The following is a 19,342-nucleotide window of genomic DNA, read 5'->3' as shown; positions in this document are numbered from 1 at the left end:
AGGAACTCCTTTTTCTAATGTTTAAAGAAATAAATTTAAGGAATCATTCATCCTTACACAAACTATTTTACAGTCTCGAATGTGCTGCAATTGGCATCTTTGTTAAATCATTGCCCATTCTTTCAGCTACTCTTTTATGCAGTTTAATTAGTGGTTTAAAATGCAACGGATCGCTACCAATAATCGCATAAACAATCAGCAAGCCTAATTCTGCGGCTCGGATAGTAGAACCAATACTGCCGCTGGTTGCAACAGAGATTGGAAGTGGCTTCTTAGTGCGGGGATAAATCTCTTTATGGTCAAAACTCTCCTTTCTGCCAATCTAAAATTTCATCTTTATTCATTTTAAGTAGCATTTTGAATTTTTCGATAAAAAAGTCACCATAATTTTCTCGCAAATTGCAATAATAAAATGGAAGCTTCTCAGTTAGAAATTGAGGAGCAACTTTTGGAGAAAAATACACCTGAAAAGACTAGTATTAAGGTAGATGAGATTGAGAAAAAACGTGATGAATTATTTACTAATGAGTTAGCGGGAGATACCAAAAAGTGGCAGCGACAAGGTGCTAATATTCTACTGGCTAAATTAGGTATTAATTATCACGAGAGTAAGTAGAATGAGATGCCAAAAAGGCACAGGTTAATTAAACTAAAAAAAATTAAAATTATTGTTGACTTTTAATATTTATCACTGTAATATTATGCTCAACAAAAAACAATAACGGCTTTGATAAGGAAAGTAAGTTTTACTGAAGTACTACAGAGAGTTTCTGGTTGGTGCAAAGAAACAACGAAGGTTTAGCTGAAAATCACCTTTGAGCAGAAATTACGAATTGAGTAGTTTCAGGGCACGCCCTTTATAGCGTCGACGTATCGCTCTTTTTTGAGCCGCACGTACAACGAGGCTGGGTTTATGCTTAGCGAATATAGGTGGTACAGCGTCCAAGGCGCCCTATTAGATCAAATTTATTGGTCTGATAGGGCGCCTTTTTTCTTTAGCAAGTTGTGTTGATTATAAGAATAATTGGAGGAATTTATTATGGGTAGATTTAGTAAGTTAGCAGTATTAACTACTGTAGCAGTGTCATTATTATCAGTAACAGCACCCACTTTTGTGTCAACTGTTTATGCAACTGAAACTACACAAAATGAAAGTGATAATCTTTCTAGTACTGAGGTTAATGCTGCAATTGATAATTTAGCTGAGCAGTTAGAAGAAGCACATAATGCAGCACCCGATGTCGATGTAGAAGAGATGGCACGAGGAGTTATGGCATACGCTTCAGGAGATGCTCAAGAAACGACGTTAAGAAGATTATCAAGAGGTGGAAGGTACAGTACAAGTGCTTTCTCGGCTGATAGATTCGGCAAATGTATGTTAAATAAAATGGGATTAGGAGAATTAAAGAATTTAGCTAAGGTAATTTTTAAACCTGCAACTGTAAGATATTTAAAATCTCATGCATGGAAGAAAGCATCAGCACTAATGGTAAAGGCAATTATGAAATATGCACCTAAGAAAGTTGCTAGTTTAGCTGTTAAGAAACTTGCAAATCTTGCATTACCTGGAGTTGGTTGGGCTTCAGTAGCATGGTGGGGGGCTCAATGTGGTTGGGATGAATTCCATTAAGAAGTTTTTAAAGTGGATATTAGGATTATTAATAATTAATCTTGTAGTGTTAATACTAATTACTCTTTATTCAGCTTATTATAGTTTCGGTACTATGATTTTCGGTGTTCATACTGCAGCTGCAATTAAAGATTTTTGGAATACTGAATTTATTACTGCAATTCCACTTATTATTGGTATAAATTTACTTGCAATTAGTACTGCGCTCTTTCGAATTTATAAGAAAAAAAATAAATAGACCAATCCGTCTGCCGATAATCTGTTTTATGTTAAGTTGCTAGAAAGCCCGTGCGAGTAAGGCGCAAAATAGCCCAAAAAAGCATCTTGTGAAAATTTGACCGTATACAAAAAGAGAATCCCGTTCTCATAGGATTCTCTTTTTTGCTTTTTCAAAACTTTCACAATTATACCACTTTGCTATTTTTGCATTTTTTCAATGCTTTAGCATAGTCAACAGCTTTGTCTGTAGGGATTAAGCCTTGCTCTGCAAGCTGTTTGCTAGTTAACAAGTCCTGATATTTTTTGTGTGCATTTTTTACTTCCATGTCGAAACCTCCTGTTTTTTCGCTTATTTCAGTTTTCGCCATGAAGTTTACAGGCATAAAAATTTAAAAACCAGTCTTGCAAAAAGCATAAAAAATTGTTCCAATTTTTTATGAAATTTTCTTTTGGTTCTTTTCTTTTGCTAGAATAATAACTAAACGACTACGTACCTCCCACTTAAAAGGAGGTGAGTATTATTGCTAAACACTGTAATTTCTTCTATTATTGCGCCCATTATTGTGGGTATAGTGCTTGCACTATTCGATCACTGGTTGAACCATCGAGACAACGATAAAAAATAACGTAGTCGCACTCTTCAACCCTCACGCTTAGTTGTTGCCCTAAGTGAAAAAAGAAGCCTTACCAGTTGCGTTGGTAAGGCTTTTTGAGTATATTGCTTTTTACACCATAATTACTTCGTTGCTACCTTGATTATATCATAGGATTTGTAATTTTTAAATTTTGCGTTTTCTCAAGTACGTGTCAATATTTTTGCGGTAGCCTAAAAACCATTAGTCTGACCTTAATTTCTTAATATTTTATGTGGTTTAACATTCGATCTAATTTAGCTAAATAGTTTCCACCAACAACCTCTGCTGTTAGTGCTCCGTGTTGAACTCCAACATGAATTTCATGGCGACGCTTCAAACTGTCTCTGGCCGCTGCCAGTAGCTTCTTGTGATCTAAGCTGATTAATTTGCCTGCTTCAAAATCACTATTTAGCCATTGTTCTAAGTCACGATTCTTGATACAGGTCAAAATCTGAAGCATGCCTTCTGCACCAGCTTCAGACCAGTACTTGCCTTGACCTTTAACACGATAAGTGTACTTATGGTGATCGCTCTCGCAGCTACCGATTGCCTTAGTAACCTTCAGATCTCGCATTTTGAATGGCTTAATGTCGTCCCAGCGTCGATTAATATAGCTGCGAAGCCGTACTAAATGCTCGTTGTTTTGTAGCGTATCTAGTTCATCAATTAGTTTGCTTTCAGCTGTATTTAGGATAGTAGTTACTAAGTCGCGGTTATACTTGAACTCTAAAGCATAGATTAATTTATCTTACAATCTGGGGCAAAGTAAAGCCGTAAATCGTAAGTATTAGCTATATATTCCTTGGCTTCATTCAAAGCATCTAGCCGATTTAATGACACAAATTCTTTGGCATCAGTTCGCTCTCTACGTTTATAGGTTACATTACGTAATCCTTCACAAACTTGATAACGATGAAACTCTAAACGACCTTGTGTGCCTTTAATCATGACACCATCGCCTTCAAGATAAAGAACTGGCACTTGCTTCTTTGCAGTTTGAGCATCATAACGGCTATCAACTTCTTGTCGTTCTTTGATTTTTTGACTAGCGGCTTTAACTAGATTGCCAATCTGAGCATGACTAATATTAAAGCCTGAGAGCCAATTAACATCTACTTGTGCACCTTGCTTAATCCGCCGGCGCATATAAGTAGAAAGTGCATCTTTGCCACCGAAACCTTCTAATGGTAGAACGACAAAATCAAAATAATCAGCTATCTTATATGCAGTTTTTTTACTCATTTTAATAGTATAGGCAATAGCATAAAGCAGTTGAACCGATTGCTTGTATTCACTATCTGACAAGTTTGGATCTCCTTTGCCTCTTACTGCAAGATACTGCATTTCAGGAATTTCAACTATCTCCGGTTTCTTACTTGGTCTATAAAATTATTTTTGTTCTTTTTTAAAATCGTAAGCCATGATAATTCTTTCTTTTAAAAAATCTCCATTCCCATATAATTATGCAACAGATAATCGGCAGCCCTTTTCAAAGTGAAGTAGTTAATATTATTCGAGAAAAGCATAACCATACGTTTGGTCTTATAATTAGCTAAAAAGCAGCAATTATAGCCTGGAATACTACCATCGGCACGAATAACATTGCCTTTGAAATATACCCCACCATAATAGGCAACTTCTTGATGTCGTGCTTGTTGTGCATATTCATTAAGCATTTTTTGATTATTCAAAACACTGTTAGAAATAAATTTCCAATAATCATTTGGTGACACAAAGATATTTCCTGCCCCAAAGTCCGAAGAGGTCGTTATCGTTACTTTATGCCAACTAACATTCCCACTCATTGGCTGTGGCACTTCGTTTTGTGCAACTTCAGAAAAGTCCTTAACTTGTTGTAAATTAAGCGGCTTAGCAAAACTCTTTTGGAGATAATCATTATAAGTTAATTGTGTTTCTTTACTAATAATTGCCGCTAACAATTCGTAGTCAATATCCTGATAGTCCCAGGTATGAAGATGATCATAGGTGATATGTTTCAGCATAAAGGCAATTTGCTGTTGCTGATTTTTAAGTGGATTTGCGGGACGCACGTTATTAACTAAGCCACTGGTATGATTCATCAATTCTTGAATTGTAATCTCTTTGCTGCCTGGAACCTGCGGATAATATTTAGCTAAAGATGTATTCCAATTCAATTTTTCTTTTTGTTGCAACTGATAAATTGCTGTTCCAGTCATAATTTTTTGCAAAGAAGCAATCGGAAACAATTGATCAGCCTGTACTACCTGACTTGGGTCAGAAGTTTCATTATTTTTAACAACAATGGGACGTCCTTTTTTGTCACTAACTAGCATTATTCCATTAATATGATGGGCTTTCATATAGGATTTAAATTGCTTTTGCGGATCTTTAATCCCTGTTTCCATCTTGTTGCCTAATGGTAGAACGAATAAAAATAGTATAAAAATACCTAAACCTAGAAAGATATATAGGAAAACTTTTTTCCGATGCATAATTTTTCTCCCTTTTAAGCGATTTACTTACTAATAGCTTATTCTTCTTTTTCTAGTCTGTCACATTAAAACTTCTACATATACTAAAAATGACTAACTTAGCTTTCTACCAAGTTAGTCATTTTTAGCAATTAATTTTTTAATTAAAATGTAGGACAGTTGGATCAAAGGATTTAGTGTCTTTAATGCCAGTATAAAGCATCATTTGTGATAATTGCTCATTTAATTTAACTAACTTATCTTCTACGCCCTTTTGGCCATCATTTAACAATTCAGGTAAAATGCCGCGTCCAATTAAAACGGCATCTGCGCCTAAAGCTAAAGCCTTATAAGCATCAAAGCCTGTCATTAAAGACCCATCAACAAAGATTGTCATGTGACTACCAGCAAGGACTTTCTTAATTTCAGGTAAAACTTTAAGCGGTTGAACGCCAAATGGAATCCGGCCACGGTGATGAGAAACAACAATTGCACTGGCACCAGCACCCCTTGCCTTAACGGCATCTCTAACTGACAAGACACCTTTAACAACAAATGGTAAGTTAGTTGCCTTAACGTATTTTTGTAAATCATTAAAAGTAATTGGCCCTAATGGAATGCCATCAACCACATCATACTTGCCTTTTTCACCAGGTACGTGATCAATGTCCATGCCCACAGCAACTGCGCCAAGTTCTTCTGCTAGTCGCAATTCACCAATAATCTGATCATGATCAGCATAAGGTTTAACAATTCTTACCGTATCACCGGCATCCTTAACCATTTCACGATAATCTGCATTTGATTCCATCCCAATCCAGTTAAGAATCTTCATTTTCTTAGCTGCAGCAACCTTTTCTTGCATTGGCTTACGCGACTTATCTGGCAAAACTTTATTTAAATGTGAAAGAGCAGCTAAGGTTAATGGCGAGTCATACTTTTTGCCAAAAATAGTAGTGGTTAAATCCGGTTCAACTGCATCAATTACACGCATTTCTACCAAAATATTATCTAAATATGCACGGTTGTGCACATTTGCATCATCTGCTTGGCCACTAGTTACGGGAATCATCCCTTTGGGACCAGGCCAAGGACTTTTTACTTCTTCAGGTTCTTTTTTCATCATTGAGGCCGCAGAACTTGTATCGGCTTCTAAAACATCACTTACTGCATCAATTTTTTTCTTGTTACACATTTTCTTTCCACTATTAAAAATCGCATTATAAGAATCGAAATAATATATACTATTCTTTATTTATTTTAGCAATCGTTTTCTCATCCTTTCAACAAACTCAAGCGTACAATGAAGGTGAATATATTAATTTTATTTAGAAGGGAAAAATTATGGAATCTGCATTATATCCAATTCAAAATAAATATCGCTTTAATACCTTGATGAACGGCAACTGGCAGTTTGAAACTGATCCTGATTCAGTTGGCCTTAAGGAAAGTTGGAACAAGGAATTACCCGACCCAGAGGAAATGCCTGTCCCAGGTACCTTTGCTGAATTAACTACGAAACGTGAACGAAAATACTATACTGGAGATTTTTGGTATCAAAAAGACTTCTTCGTTCCTAGTTTTTTGCAAGGAAGAGATATTTTCATCCGTTTTGGTTCAGTTACTCATCGTGCCAAAGTCTTTATTAACGGCCATGAAGTTGGACAACATGAGGGTGGCTTTTTGCCATTTCAAGTAAAAATTTCCGATTACATTCATTTGGATCAAAATAATCGTTTAACTATTTTAGCCAACAATGAATTATCCGAAAAGACCATTCCTTGTGGCACGGAAACAGTCTTAAGTAATGGACAAAAATTGGCTAAACCTTACTTTGACTTCTTTAATTATTCTGGCATTATGCGGAATGTCTGGCTTTTAGCATTGCCGCAAATTCAAATAACTAATTTTAAACTTGATTATCAATTATCAAATAATACAACAACTATTAATTATCAAATTGAATCTAATAACAACAATACAGAATTCAAAATAACTTTACTTGATCATAAAAAAGCATTAATTAGCACTACTAGTAAAAATACCGGTAATCTAACTATTAAAAATCTACATCTTTGGCAGCCAAGTGATCCTTATTTGTACAAGATAAAAATTGAAATGATTCAAAATGATAAAGTCATTGATGAATACACTGATCAAATTGGTATCCGGACAATTAAAGTCGTCAACGATAAGATTTTACTTAATAATCAACCGATTTACTTAAAAGGCTTTGGCAAACACGAAGATTTCAATGTTTTAGGTAAAGCAACTAATCAGAGCATCATCAAACGTGACTATGAATGTATGAAATGGATTGGCGCAAATTGCTTTAGAAGCAGTCACTATCCGTATGCCGAAGAATGGTATCAATACGCTGATAAATATGGCTTTTTGATTATCGACGAAGTACCAGCTGTTGGGCTTAACCGCTCAGTGACGAGCTTTCTTAATGTAAATAATTCTAACCAAGCACACTTTTTTGCTGCTAAAACAGTGCCACAATTAAAGCAGGTGCACGAGCAAGAAATTAAAGAAATGATTGCTCGTGATCAGCGACACCCTTCAGTAATTGCTTGGAGTTTATTCAATGAACCAGAATCAACTACGCCTGAATCTTATGATTATTTCAAAGACATCTTTACTTATGCCAGAAAATTAGATCCACAACAACGTCCATACACCGGTACTTTAGTAATGGGCAGTGGTCCAAAAGTTGATCAGCTTCATTCATTGTGTGACATAATCTGTTTAAATCGCTATTATGGCTGGTATTTGGCTGGCGGTCCTGAAATCGTCAATGCTAAAAAAATGTTAGTGGATGAATTAAACGGCTGGCAAAATCTAAAACTTAATAAGCCATTTATTTTTACAGAATTCGGTGCTGACACTTTAAGCTCCTCACATCAACTTCCTGATGAAATGTGGAGTCAAGAATATCAAAATGAATATTATCAAATGTATTTTAATATATTCAAAAAATATCCTTTTATTCAGGGCGAATTAATTTGGAACTTCGCTGACTTTAAGACAAGCGAAGGAATTATGCGAGTTGGTGGTAATGCTAAAGGGATCTTTACGCGTGAACGTGAGCCAAAAGATATTGCTTTTGTTCTAAGAAAAAGATGGCGTTAAAACTCGTTTAAATGGGAGATCTAAGAATAATAGATCTCCTTTTTATTTGTGTTCATAAATTTTACTCCTACAATCAAATAAGTTAAAATTATACTTATATAAGCGATTGCACACATCACGTTAACAATTAAATTTAGAAAGAGGTCAATCATGTCAGGTTTTATCGGTGCAATTGTTGTAATTATTCAGTTTTACCCACAATTTAAAGCTACAAAAACTGCCAAAGAAGGTAATCAATCAAGTGGGAATCTTTGCAACTGCCCCTGCAATCAAGAATAATTTGTTTAATTTTTTGAGTGAGACAATTGCCACCTTTTTCTTTGTATTTGCTTTGCTCAACTTAGGCGATTTTGATAAAGGATTAAAACCACTTGTTGTTGGATTATTAATCATGGTTATTGGTCAAGCATTAGGTGACACAACTGGATTTGCATTAAATCCTGCTCGTGATTGGTCCCCAAGACTCGCATATACTGTATTCCCAGTCCAAATAAATCTAATTTTAATTGGAGTTATGCATGGGTACCAATGTGCGGTCCAATTGAAATGACTAGCAAGATACTTCGGTAAATTATTCGAAGTATCTTTTTCTATATAACACAAAAAGACCTAACCTTGGCCAACGTCAGGATTAGATCTATAATTCAATAGTTTTTACTTGTATTTAATATTTAGCCTCATCATCTAAAAGTTGCTTAGCTACTTCCAACTCTTTTTCTTGAGCAGGTGTCATTGCTGGATAAGATAGTGGCAATTGCTCAATTCGCTTCGTTATAATATCTGATACAATTAAGCGTGAGTACCATTTATCATCAGCAGGAATGACATACCAAGGATTCTTCTTAGTCGAAGTAGCATTAATTGCTTTTTGATAAACATCTTGATACTTGTTCCAGTATTGGCGTTCCTTAATGTCAGAACTAGAAAGCTTCCAGTTCTTTCTTGGCGTATCAATTCTCGCCAAAAAACGCTTCTTTTGCTCATCTTTTGAAAGGTGAAGGAAGAACTTAAGAATGATATACCCATTTTTAGCTAAGTGCTCTTCATAATGCCGAATATCTTTATAACGCTTTTCAAAGAATTTGTCATTAACATCAGCTAAAGAATGAACTTCAGGTAAATTATCATTTAAAATGATTTGAGGGTGTACACGTGAGACTAAAACATCTTCATAATATGAGCGGTTGAAAACGCCAATATGACCACGAGGTGGTAGTTTACGCGTTACCCGCCATAAGTAATCATGATCTAATTCTTCAGCTGTTGGCTGTTTAAAACTAGCCACATTGAAGCCACTAGGATTAATTCCAGTTAACACGTGTCTAATCATACTGTCTTTTCCAGCGGCATCCATGCCTTGCAGTACGATTAAAATACTATATTCATGACGAGCATATAATTTAGCTTGTGCTTTTGCCAAACGCTTAACGTTCTTCTTAATGTGCTTCTTGATCTTTTTAAGGTCTTTGCTAGAGTCTTTCACAAAAGTTGGGGCCTTAGAAATTTGAAAATTATCTTTACTATAACGAAATTGTTTTGTTTTCATATATTAAGATCTCCTTTTCTTTACTCTACACACATTGCCAATAATTGTCTAGAATTTGCACTTCTTGTTTTAATTGCTAATAGCTATTATTATATTATTAGCTGATATTTATATAGTTAAATTGCCTGATCAGCTAAATATTCATACAATAAGCCATCACGCAAACCATGATTAGAAAAAATCACTTCCCCAATTTGTAAATTTCGTAAAACTAAACTAAGTGGAATCAGCCCACCCACAATTACATCAGCACGGCTTTTAGCCAAACCGGGAATTTGCGTTCTTTGTTCTTTATTAAGCGAGATTAACCTGGTAAATAAGCCAAAAATATACTGTGTCGATACATGCATCCCGTGAACATCAGGCAAATCATCGACATTAGTTGTCATCTCCCGTCGATGAATTTTGGCAACTGTTCGATTGCTTCCACCGAGAGCAATAAGGGGTAAATTGTGCACCTGACTTAACCAGCCAATCGAAGAAATTGTCCTCCCAGCTAAATTCATTGCCTGATACAAAGCACTAGCCCTAATTTTATCGCCTAAATCAAAATCTTGTGATAATAAAACTGAGCCAATAGGTAAGCTAACTCGCTTAGCGCATTTACCCTTATCAACCCAAATTAATTCAGTCGAAGCACCACCAGTATCCATAATAATGCCATTCTTAACTGGTAAAGTATTAACTACTCCTAGATAATCTAGATAAGCTTCAGTACTACCCGCAATCACTTCCAGTTTCAATTCAACTTCTTTTTGAACTAAATCTAAGAATTCTTGCTGATTAGCTGCCTGTCTAACCGCGGCTGTAGCCACTGCACGAATTTCAATATTATCTAATTTACTATACTGTGCCTTAAAATCTTTCAAAGCCCTAATCGTACGCTCAATTGGCTCTTTTTTAAGTGTTTTTTCTTTCCCCATATTTTCAGACAAGCGCACATATTCCTTCTGATAAGCAACTATATTAAAACTGCCATAATTATCAATTTGTGAAATTTTCATTCTGATAGAATTTGAACCCAAATCAATTACAACAAAATTCGTCATCCTGATCTCCAACCTTTCTTTATTATCCATCTTGCCACAAAATAAACACAAAAACGAGCTTGAAACTTGTTCATGCCCGTCTTCACTCTATTCTTCACCACGTAAATACTTCTGAAAGGCCAGATAATCTTGATGTACTTGTTTACTATATACTTGCGCCCAATCAGCCATTTTCTTAGAAAACTTCTTGCTTTCATCAAGATAGCCATAAATCATCGGTGCAGTTGGACTTTGAAAATGTGCTACTGCCAAAATAAAACTACATAATCTGGCATAGGCAGTAAAACTTTCTTGATCAAGCTTAGTTGAATCAATTGAGTCTTTCATATCTCTAAATTGACGAACATAGTAGCTACGATCATTGGTCTTGGTATAACCTAAAAATGGATCAAAAAAAGTTTGTAAAATCCGCTGTCCAGTAATGACACGCTTGCCTTCTTCATAGCCTTGTTCTTTAGCCTCTTCAACGGATAAACTAAGCAAGTCATACTTTGATGGCAAAGCCTCTTTAATCTGTAAAACTAAATTACTATCGTCTTTTCCTTTTAACAAAACCAAATAGCAGCGCGTCCCAAAGCTACCTACGCCAACACTATAACGGATTAGATCAGTTACTTCAAAATTGCTTAAAAGCACCTGCATATCAGGTGACAAATTTCTAATGTATTGCGCAAAGGCAGCTAGCATTTCATCATATGCTTTTTGTGGCATCCTGCGCGCTCTAGGTGGATTTTCTTTAAACTGGACCTTGCCGTCTTTTTCTTCAGTAAATTTCTTAACTACCCTATCTGAATTATTCTTTGGTGCACGTTTAGCAATTTTTTCTAAGACTTTGGTCATTTGATCATCATCACTTACCAAATCAAGCAAATCCTTGATGTTATAAGCTAAATAATGTCGATCAAGCAATTCTAAGCTATTTGCATACTTAATGCCTTTTACATAAGAATCAGCCGTTTTTTCTAGAATTTTATGATTTTCTTCTTCATCATAACCGTTAATCTCACCGATTAATTCAGCACTAACCATTAGACGCTTAAGATCACTTTCCCAATTATCGACCCGTGCTTCGTCAAAGTCATTTAAGCCAAACAAAAGCTGTCGCTCTGGAGAAGCAAAAAAGCCAAAGTTATTCAGATGGGCGTCCCCACAAATCATTACCGGAATATTAGATTGCTTACTGCAATTCAAAATATCATATGCCATAATTCCAGCTGTCCCACGCAAAAACGTAAATGCATTTTTCATCATTCGCTGATGACGCAGAGCCAAAAGTTCGGGAATCATGGTTTCCTCTTGGGCTTTGATCATCTTTACTGCATCACGCTTAACCGGATGATATGCCGCAATTTCATTAATCGGAACATCTTTAGCCTGCTTTTTACCGTCCTCAATTAATTCATCCTTATCAGCTTTTAAGCGAAGTTTATCAATTTTAAATTTCTTTAGTACAAAACTTTTAGTCATTATGATCCTTCTTTTCGCCGAGTTTCAAATCGTCTTCTTGCTTTCTAATTACTTCAAAATTTTCAATTTTTCTTGCTTGGGCTTTACGTTGTTGCTTCAATTGCGCATTTTTATCTTCCGCTTGATGAATAAAGAACTCTTGCGCGTTAACTGCTTCTTTGCCACGACGATCAATCATGCTATAAGTTTCATCATGCAAAATCCGAGCCTTGACATTGTCTTCCCACATCTTATTGTAAATATCAATTGCCCGTTGCTTTAAATCAGGCTGCAAAACTGGGAAGAGAGTTTCCACTCTCCGATTCAAATTACGTTTCATCATATCGGCACTTGATAAATAGACTTTATCATTGCCATCATTATAGAAATAATAAATTCGGCTATGCTCTAATAGTCGCCCGACAATTGAATGCACTTCAATATTGTCACTAATCCCAGGAATATCAGTTCTTAAGCAGCAGATTCCCCGCACAATCAAATGAATTTTGACGCCGGCACGTGACGCTTCATAAAGCTTGGCAATAATCTCAGGGTCAGACAAAGAATTCATTTTCATGTGAATTTCGGCTTTTCGACCAGCTTTAGCAATTTCAATTTCATTATCAATCTTTTCATTGATAAATTCACGAATATGCTCTGGCGAAATACGCAATTGTCTAAAATATGGTGGTCTTGAATAACCAGATAACATATTAAACAAGTTAGTTGCATCCACACCAAAATCACGCCGGCAAGTAAATAGTCCCATATCAGTATAAAAATGAGCTGTGACATCATTATAATTTCCTGTCCCCAGGTGAAGATAACGGCGAATGCCATCCTCATCTCTTCTGATTACACAGGTGATCTTGGTATGTGTCTTCAAGCCTTTCAAGCCATAGATTACATGACACCCCATCTGTTCAAGAGTTCTAGCCCAATGAACATTATTTTGTTCATCAAAACGGGCCTTAACTTCAACTAAAACTGTTACCTGCTTGCCTGCCTGAGCGGCTTGACCAAGATATTTGATAATTGGCGAATTACCTGACACCCGATAAAGAGTCATTTTAATTGCCAAAACCTTCTCATCTTTGGCTGCCTTCTTAATGAAATTTAAAACGGCATCAAAGGAATCATATGGATGTTGAACCAAATAATCGCGCTTTCTGATATTAGCAAAAATATCACTTGCCAGTTCTAAGTCAGGATTAATGTAGCCTTTAAATGGACGATAACGCAAATCATCATGGCCTTGAACCGCTCCCAGCAACTTTTTTAAAAAGGTTAAATCAATTGGACCATTAATTTCATAAACTTCATTTTCTTTGACTTTAAGTTTTTTAAATAAACGATGACGCAATTTTTCGCCCATATTTTTTTCGATTTCAAGGCGAACCACTTTGCCGTGTTTACGATCTTTAAGCTGTTTTTGAACACTTCTTAAAAAGTCCGATGTATCTTTTTCAGCTACATCTAGATCCATATCTCGCGTAGCTCTGAAAGCAGCGGTTTCTTTTACTTCATAGCCATCAAATAATTGCCAGACAAATTCTTTAATAATATTTTCCAAGAGAACATAGCTATTTTCCGCATCTGGCAGTTTAACTAATCGTTTAAAAATGTTGGGTACCCGAACTGTGGCATAATCATAGCCACCTTTTTCAACATCCTTTAATTGGACAGCGATATTTAAAGAATCATTGGCAATAAAAGGAAATGGTCGGTTAGTATCATCGGCCATTGGAGTTAAGACGGGATAAAGCACATCGTAGAAATAGCGTCTGATGAATTCATATTGGCGTTTGGTTAAATCAGCAATCTCTTTAATATAAATCTCGTTTTTCTCAAGCAGTGGCAATAATGAACGTGAGTAAGTCGAATAGCGTTTTTCAACTTCTTTATGCTCTTTTTTATTAATCGCATCAAGCTGCTTTTTTGGAGTCATGCCAGAAGCATCGGTTGAGGTAATCCCTGCAGCAATGAGTTTATGCAGCGATGCAACACGTACCATGAAGAATTCATCGACATTGCTTTGCGTAATCCCCAAGAAGTTAAGCCTCTCTAACAAGGGATTATCCTTACTACGCGCTTCTTCTAGGACACGATCATTGAACTCCATCCAGCTAAGCTCACGATTCATATAATATTCAGGTTTTCTAAATTTTTTGGTTTCCTTGTTTTCAAGTTCCAATAATTGCTCACTCATTATCTATTCATTCCTTCTTGTTTTAGACTGACTTTAATGCCAAAAACTTCTTCAAATAATTTTGCATGTTGGTTAAAAGACCAACGCTCTAATGTAATATCGGCATTGGTTTTAGCGCGAATAATTAACTGATTATCATTTTTCAATGAAACTACTATTTGCTTAATTTTTTGTTTATGGGATGCATCAAGCGCCGTAGCAATCCGTAAAATAGCCGAAAGTTTAGTGATCTTTAATTGAATTCGTGAATCCAGATTGCGATAGTGATGTCCACCAATATCTGGCTTTCCTGGTCCTTCATCAATTGTCTGATAGCGACAAATTTCTTTAACAATTTCATTTTCCTTATCAGATAAACCAATCAACTTATTTGCTTCAAGAATTTCTGCCGATTGTTCAAAGCGACTTGCTTGATTAATAAAACTTCCCACATCATCAACAAGCGCTGCTAAAGCCAAAAGCTGACGATCTTTTTCATTTAGCATATGAACCCGGTGCAAACGATCGAAAATATGTAGCGCAAATTTTCTTACAGCTTCGGCATGTTGTTGGTCAACTAAGTAGTGCACTGCCATATTTTTAGCAAAAGTCGTAATAATGTCGTTACTATAAACTTCTTTATTTAGATTACGCTGAGCTTCTTGCATTAATAATCCGGTAATTACTGACATATCAGTAATATAGATTTCAGCCGGGGCAAGCAATTTGATAAACTCATGAATCGCAATCAAATTAGGCAAAGTATGTTCAGCCACTGCTGGTTCAAGCTGATATTTTTGCATCATATATGACTGTGGCATATTGATTGTACTTTGGTAAAAGTTGCTAAAATCATTTGTAGTAATTCTAGTTACTGTATCATTTTCTCGTAAATAACGATTACTTAGGCTGTCAGCATGCTGAATTATGACAGCAGCGTTAGGTTTAGAACAAATTTGCCGCGCCAAATGATCTATTCTCGCTCCAATATAGTCTTTGATCACATCAATTGGATTATTCGGTGTCGAATTAGTAATTTCATTAATTTCTTGAATTTCGCGCGGACCTAAGGGCAAGCTCCAGGTCGATACAAACTTCTGATTATCAAAATAAGACAAATTAATCATCGCTGAACCTAGGCTCAATAAATAAACCGGAATCATATGTATTTTCCCTCGTTGAATACTTGCAAAACTCTTAATTCCGCTAAGCACCTTAGCATATACAATTTGACTACCACTTAGCCATTCAACTTGAAGACCCGTTCTAACTTGAATTTGATCAGCAATATAACTCGCTGATAGGTCATCAATTAATTGCTGATTGGCATAAAATTTAAAATTATTAATGCGATATTCTGCTAACTTTTCCTTAAAGCCATCGATTGCTTGACAAATTTTTGCCATATCATTTTCAAATACTTCGCTTTTAGAATCTGCGGGGGCAAAGGATGGTGAATCGATTTTTTCAATAATTGTCAATCGCTTAAGATCTACAATATTCAATTGGATCTTATAAGATGACATGTAAATAAGACCAAACAATTTATTTCTCATAATATTCACCTATATATTTATAATGAAAATGTTTACATTTATATATTGTAACTTTATTTGGTGATGATGTAATACATAAAAGCTTATAAATATCATAATTATTCGCTAAAGGTGGCGATTTCACAGATTTGCTAATAATGTTATTTAAATCGAGGAACGATTTTGATAAATAACAGTTTCAACTATACAAAAATTCATCTTCGAGAACTTGAAAAATATCCAAATAAAAAGGTGTTGCATCATGAATTCATTAATTCACAGCGCGACACCAAATTTATATCTTGATTATATTAATTGGTTTGATAATTTCTAGCTAAGAAATGTTCCATACTTTCTGGTTCATGACCAGTAAGATGAGAAAAGTCATCATTTAAGCCATGCAAGTAGCCCATTGCTTCTGCCGAATCTTCTAAGCTAATAAAGCTCATTGCTACCAAATTAGCTACATGATTTTCTTGCATTGCTGACAAAACTTTTTCTAATTCTCTTACCCGATCAAAAACAGAATAAGTTTTACTTGCGACATAGACTAAAGTATCAATATTTTTTAAAGCCTTATTTAAAGTTGCTAGCTTTTGAAAATCAATTTCTCTTGTTTCATAACCGGCATCAATTAAAGATCGAGCATGATTTTTATTATGGACTAAAGCAATAATATCTGCTTGATTAATTTTTTACCCAATTTTGAGCTACTTTTTGATAGCTTTGGCCATCAACATCTACTTTTTTATTAAGCAAACGTAGCACCCGTGTAGTTAATTTTTTACCAATTTGATTTAGAACTTTTTCAATTCCTGGATTATTTTTAAGTGTATTAGTTCTAATTAAAGGAACTAAATTATAGGCCGGCCAAAATGATTTATCATCTTTTAAGGCAAAATATTTTCCAGTTGCCAACTGGCCTTCAGTAGTTGAAGCTGGGACAATATCACCTTGATTCTTAGCCAAGATCTGATACTTTAAACTTGGGTCATAAACTTTATGACTCTTAAAATTAAATTTGCCATACACTTTTTCTAAACCAGGTAGCCCATCTTTGCATTCATCAAATTCACCCTGAGAAACAAAGCTAATCTACTTGAAATTAAACATGATACGCCTGATCCTAAGTTAGCTAAATCGCCTGATCAAATCTCACTTTTAGACGTTTATTTAGCCGTTGAAAAAGAAAAGCCCTTATTTGAAATTGATCATAAAACTAATCGCATTGTATTGTTGGCGGCAATATTCAGTCAACTCTTTCAGAATACTACCAGCAAGCGGAGGTAGCCGCCAAAGCTAAGTTAAATAATACTAAGTTAGCAGATATAATTAATACAATTCTAGTTAAACAAAAAGAAGAAGAATACCAGCAAAATTAAGAATAGACTGTAGCGTAAGTTTATAGTCAAGAAATTCTTTTGATAAACAAAAATGACTGGAACTAATCCAGCCATTTTATATATAAATTATTCTCTAATTTACGAAATTAATCTCTTGTTTCTTGAACAAATCATAAGTAACTAAATCTGATGAGTCCAAATTTTCTTTATGCATGTCTACGGCACTAATTCGATTATCATCATAACAATTAAAGTACAAAATGCCCTGATCAAGATTCATGCAGCTAGTGTACATCGTATATTCATAGCTGTTAGGACCCACTTGATCCAAACCTTTTGCTTGTTCAACAGCTTGTAAAATATGGAAGAAATTAGTAACGTTTTCTACTTCATCATTACCTTTTGGTGCATGATTCAAGGCAAAACATACTTTAACAAAGCGTGATTCTGAATCCATCCCACCAGGTAAATGATGCGTACCTAAGCTGCGGCTATACATTTTAAGATCTACTCCAGGAAGGAAATTATTATCTGGTTCGCCCGGCACAACTGCAGCATAGTTGGCTAAGTTAGTCAATTACTCTGGGAATAATGGCGCATTGGTCATTGCATTAACTGGATTATCATAAATATGCAAACCTTTTTCATCAGTCTCAACTACAATGCTCTTGCCAGTTTTATCTCCTACTAACCAATGTAGTTCTGCAGCTGGCAGCCCTTTTTCAAAACTTACATTAGTAATATTAGCATTAGCCAAGCCTTCCTTTACCTGATCAACCGTTTCATAAGTTGCCAATAAATATGGAATAAATTCAAATGAAGCGATATTCTTTTTATCTTTAGTTACTGAAAAATATTCACCTGAACCAGCAAAGCTTAATCCGGCAGCACCTAAGCCTTTTTCATTGATCGCATCACAATAAAGTGGCGTATTTTCAGCTACGTCGGCCACGCCAATCATGGCATAATGTGATTTTTGCGCCGGTAATTCAGTAAATTTAAATTCATAATTTCTTGGTGTAATAACTACTTTTTGTCCATATGAAATTTCATAATCTAAGTTTCTGCCAAAATAATGATCTTTTGGACTATATAAAATTGATGTACACATATTTTTCTCCTTTGATTTAATCAGCAATCTTCACTTCATATTCTAGTCTTAAGGGAGTAGAGATTACATTAATTTGATTTATCCAATAGCCAATCAATTAAATTCAATTTTTGAATTCCATTATAATTAGCTGTTTTATTAAAAATATCGAGTGTAAGCAAATATTTCGGATATGAATCTTTGATTAACTTTAAGGATCGTAATTCGCGTTCCAATACTTTTTCATCTAAAGTTGAAAGTGCAACTTGATAATAAGACGGATTATTATTGTCATCAATACCAACAAAGTCAACTTCATATTGTTTATTCTCGCCAACATATACAGCTTTAAAACGGTGCAATAATTCCAAATAAACAATATTTTCAATAATATGACCAAAATCTTGCTGGTGATCTGGTAAAAGAATGTTTCTAATTCCCATATCAACACCATAATATTTGCTAGGACTATTCAAAAGATGACGTTCATGAACATCATAACGAGGAGCTTCATACATTAGTAAACTATCGATAATCCCACCCAAATAACGGTCGATTGTTTTGTTACTGGTATTATATCCATCATTCTTTAGAGTATTGGTAATTTTATTAATCGAAATTTGACTTCCTATATTAGAATATAGACTTTGAATTAACCTTTCTAGAACTGGAGTATCTTTTACATTTAATCTTGAAACAATATCTGTCAGTACAATAGTTGAATATACTCCTTGCAGATACTCATTTCTTTAGCATTATCAGTAAACAAGGTATAAGGAAATGAACTTTCAAGATATTTATTGAATGTATCATTACTATCTGTGAATTTATCATTTTGCTTATGCCAGGTCACAAATTCTGAAAAGATAATGGCAAAATCTTAAGTTCAACATATCTTCCAGTTAACAAGATAGCTATTTCACCGCTAAGAAAATATGCATTAGATCCTGTTAAATAAATATCAACATTATCTTTAAGAAAAATTGAGTCTACTACAGAAACTGTCAAATCTTTTGTGTAAATAGATCTTTCTCGTAAATTGATTTTTTAATTATTTATTTAATCAAAGTAGG

The 19,342-nt window shown here is 34.9% G+C and carries 16 protein-coding genes, 4 pseudogenes and 1 other annotated feature; of the genes and pseudogenes, 6 read left to right on the top strand and 14 right to left on the bottom strand.

Annotation, left to right across the window (positions count from 1 at the left end; translation table 11 throughout):
* Positions 1-448: 448 nt before the first annotated feature.
* The 3 genes from Q0Y84_RS11210 to Q0Y84_RS11200 all read left to right on the top strand — a co-directional run bounded on the left by Q0Y84_RS11210 (position 449) and on the right by Q0Y84_RS11200 (position 1,868).
* A complete protein-coding gene (locus Q0Y84_RS11210) occupies positions 449-616 on the top strand; it encodes a hypothetical protein (protein WP_297953690.1) in 168 nt (55 codons plus the stop codon).
* Between the two features lie 102 nt (positions 617-718).
* Positions 719-958 (top strand) — a binding site (T-box leader).
* 81 nt (positions 959-1,039) lie between these two features.
* The gene (locus Q0Y84_RS11205; protein ID WP_297953687.1) at positions 1,040-1,630 is read left to right on the top strand and encodes a hypothetical protein; all 591 of its coding nucleotides are present in this window, start codon (positions 1,040-1,042) and stop codon (positions 1,628-1,630) included.
* Positions 1,608-1,868 carry a hypothetical protein gene (locus Q0Y84_RS11200; RefSeq protein ID WP_297953685.1) on the top strand — a complete coding sequence of 87 codons (261 nt, stop codon included), beginning with the start codon at positions 1,608-1,610 and terminating at the stop codon, positions 1,866-1,868. Before Q0Y84_RS11205 ends, Q0Y84_RS11200 begins: the two co-directional genes overlap by 23 nt.
* Positions 1,869-2,034: 166 nt before the next feature.
* On the opposite strand, the gene Q0Y84_RS11195 is transcribed toward Q0Y84_RS11200, so the two are convergent.
* Positions 2,035-2,175, bottom strand: a complete 141-nt coding sequence (locus tag Q0Y84_RS11195; RefSeq protein WP_297953683.1) for a hypothetical protein — start codon at positions 2,173-2,175, stop codon at positions 2,035-2,037.
* Between the two features lie 195 nt (positions 2,176-2,370).
* Between Q0Y84_RS11195 and Q0Y84_RS11190 the strand changes: the two genes are divergently transcribed.
* Positions 2,371-2,475 (top strand): type I toxin-antitoxin system Fst family toxin, encoded by a 105-nt coding sequence (locus Q0Y84_RS11190; RefSeq protein ID WP_297953681.1) that lies wholly within the window; start codon positions 2,371-2,373, stop codon positions 2,473-2,475.
* A 229-nt stretch (positions 2,476-2,704) separates the two neighbouring features.
* On the opposite strand, the pseudogene Q0Y84_RS11185 reads toward Q0Y84_RS11190, so the two are convergent.
* The 3 genes and pseudogenes from Q0Y84_RS11185 to Q0Y84_RS11170 form a co-directional block, all read right to left on the bottom strand.
* Positions 2,705-3,600: pseudogene (locus Q0Y84_RS11185) on the bottom strand (ISLre2 family transposase); the annotation flags it as partial.
* Positions 3,601-3,920: 320 nt separating this feature from the next.
* On the bottom strand, positions 3,921-4,958 hold the full coding sequence (locus Q0Y84_RS11175) for a serine hydrolase domain-containing protein (protein ID WP_297953678.1): 1,038 nt from the start codon (positions 4,956-4,958) through the stop codon (positions 3,921-3,923).
* Positions 4,959-5,097: 139 nt separating this feature from the next.
* Positions 5,098-6,009 (bottom strand): alpha-hydroxy-acid oxidizing protein, encoded by a 912-nt coding sequence (locus tag Q0Y84_RS11170; protein WP_297953699.1) that lies wholly within the window; start codon positions 6,007-6,009, stop codon positions 5,098-5,100.
* A 272-nt stretch (positions 6,010-6,281) separates the two neighbouring features.
* Here Q0Y84_RS11170 and uidA point away from each other — a divergent pair, with 272 nt between their 5' ends.
* Together uidA and Q0Y84_RS11160 are read left to right on the top strand one after the other, a co-directional pair.
* On the top strand, positions 6,282-8,072 hold the full coding sequence (gene uidA / locus Q0Y84_RS11165) for a beta-glucuronidase (protein WP_297953675.1): 1,791 nt from the start codon (positions 6,282-6,284) through the stop codon (positions 8,070-8,072).
* Positions 8,073-8,231: 159 nt separating this feature from the next.
* A pseudogene (locus Q0Y84_RS11160) lies at positions 8,232-8,642 on the top strand (MIP/aquaporin family protein); the annotation flags it as partial.
* Positions 8,643-8,736: 94 nt separating this feature from the next.
* On the opposite strand, the gene Q0Y84_RS11155 reads toward Q0Y84_RS11160, so the two are convergent.
* The 10 genes and pseudogenes from Q0Y84_RS11155 to Q0Y84_RS11110 all read right to left on the bottom strand — a co-directional run bounded on the left by Q0Y84_RS11155 (position 8,737) and on the right by Q0Y84_RS11110 (position 19,277).
* Positions 8,737-9,618: a PPK2 family polyphosphate kinase gene (locus Q0Y84_RS11155; RefSeq protein WP_297953673.1), complete on the bottom strand. Its 882-nt coding sequence runs from the start codon at positions 9,616-9,618 to the stop codon at positions 8,737-8,739.
* Between the two features lie 116 nt (positions 9,619-9,734).
* Positions 9,735-10,667: a Ppx/GppA family phosphatase gene (locus tag Q0Y84_RS11150; RefSeq protein ID WP_297953670.1), complete on the bottom strand. Its 933-nt coding sequence runs from the start codon at positions 10,665-10,667 to the stop codon at positions 9,735-9,737.
* 87 nt (positions 10,668-10,754) lie between these two features.
* Positions 10,755-12,134 (bottom strand): DUF2252 domain-containing protein, encoded by a 1,380-nt coding sequence (locus Q0Y84_RS11145; protein ID WP_297953667.1) that lies wholly within the window; start codon positions 12,132-12,134, stop codon positions 10,755-10,757.
* Positions 12,127-14,322, bottom strand: coding sequence for an RNA degradosome polyphosphate kinase (locus tag Q0Y84_RS11140; protein WP_297953664.1), 2,196 nt, complete (start codon positions 14,320-14,322; stop codon positions 12,127-12,129). Before Q0Y84_RS11140 ends, Q0Y84_RS11145 begins: the two co-directional genes overlap by 8 nt.
* Complete coding sequence (locus tag Q0Y84_RS11135) at positions 14,322-15,857, bottom strand: exopolyphosphatase (protein WP_297953662.1); 1,536 nt, start codon at positions 15,855-15,857, stop codon at positions 14,322-14,324. The genes Q0Y84_RS11140 and Q0Y84_RS11135 overlap by 1 nt, the downstream gene beginning before the upstream one ends.
* A 290-nt stretch (positions 15,858-16,147) precedes the next feature.
* Positions 16,148-16,510, bottom strand: a complete 363-nt coding sequence (locus tag Q0Y84_RS11130; RefSeq protein ID WP_297953696.1) for an NAD(P)H-binding protein — start codon at positions 16,508-16,510, stop codon at positions 16,148-16,150.
* A gap of 13 nt (positions 16,511-16,523) precedes the next feature.
* A pseudogene (locus Q0Y84_RS11125) lies at positions 16,524-16,925 on the bottom strand (glycine betaine ABC transporter substrate-binding protein); the annotation flags it as partial.
* Positions 16,926-17,312: 387 nt separating this feature from the next.
* Positions 17,313-18,290, bottom strand: a pseudogene (gene bsh / locus Q0Y84_RS11120) (choloylglycine hydrolase).
* Between the two features lie 68 nt (positions 18,291-18,358).
* The gene (locus Q0Y84_RS11115; protein ID WP_366791892.1) at positions 18,359-18,922 is read right to left on the bottom strand and encodes a DUF4143 domain-containing protein; all 564 of its coding nucleotides are present in this window, start codon (positions 18,920-18,922) and stop codon (positions 18,359-18,361) included.
* Positions 18,923-19,118: 196 nt separating this feature from the next.
* Positions 19,119-19,277 (bottom strand): AAA family ATPase, encoded by a 159-nt coding sequence (locus Q0Y84_RS11110; protein ID WP_297953660.1) that lies wholly within the window; start codon positions 19,275-19,277, stop codon positions 19,119-19,121.
* Positions 19,278-19,342 lie beyond the last annotated feature (65 nt).

The organism is uncultured Lactobacillus sp., assembly GCF_947367125.1.
Classification (GTDB): Bacteria; Bacillota; Bacilli; order Lactobacillales; family Lactobacillaceae; genus Lactobacillus.
This window is presented reverse-complemented; position numbering and strand designations above follow the sequence as displayed.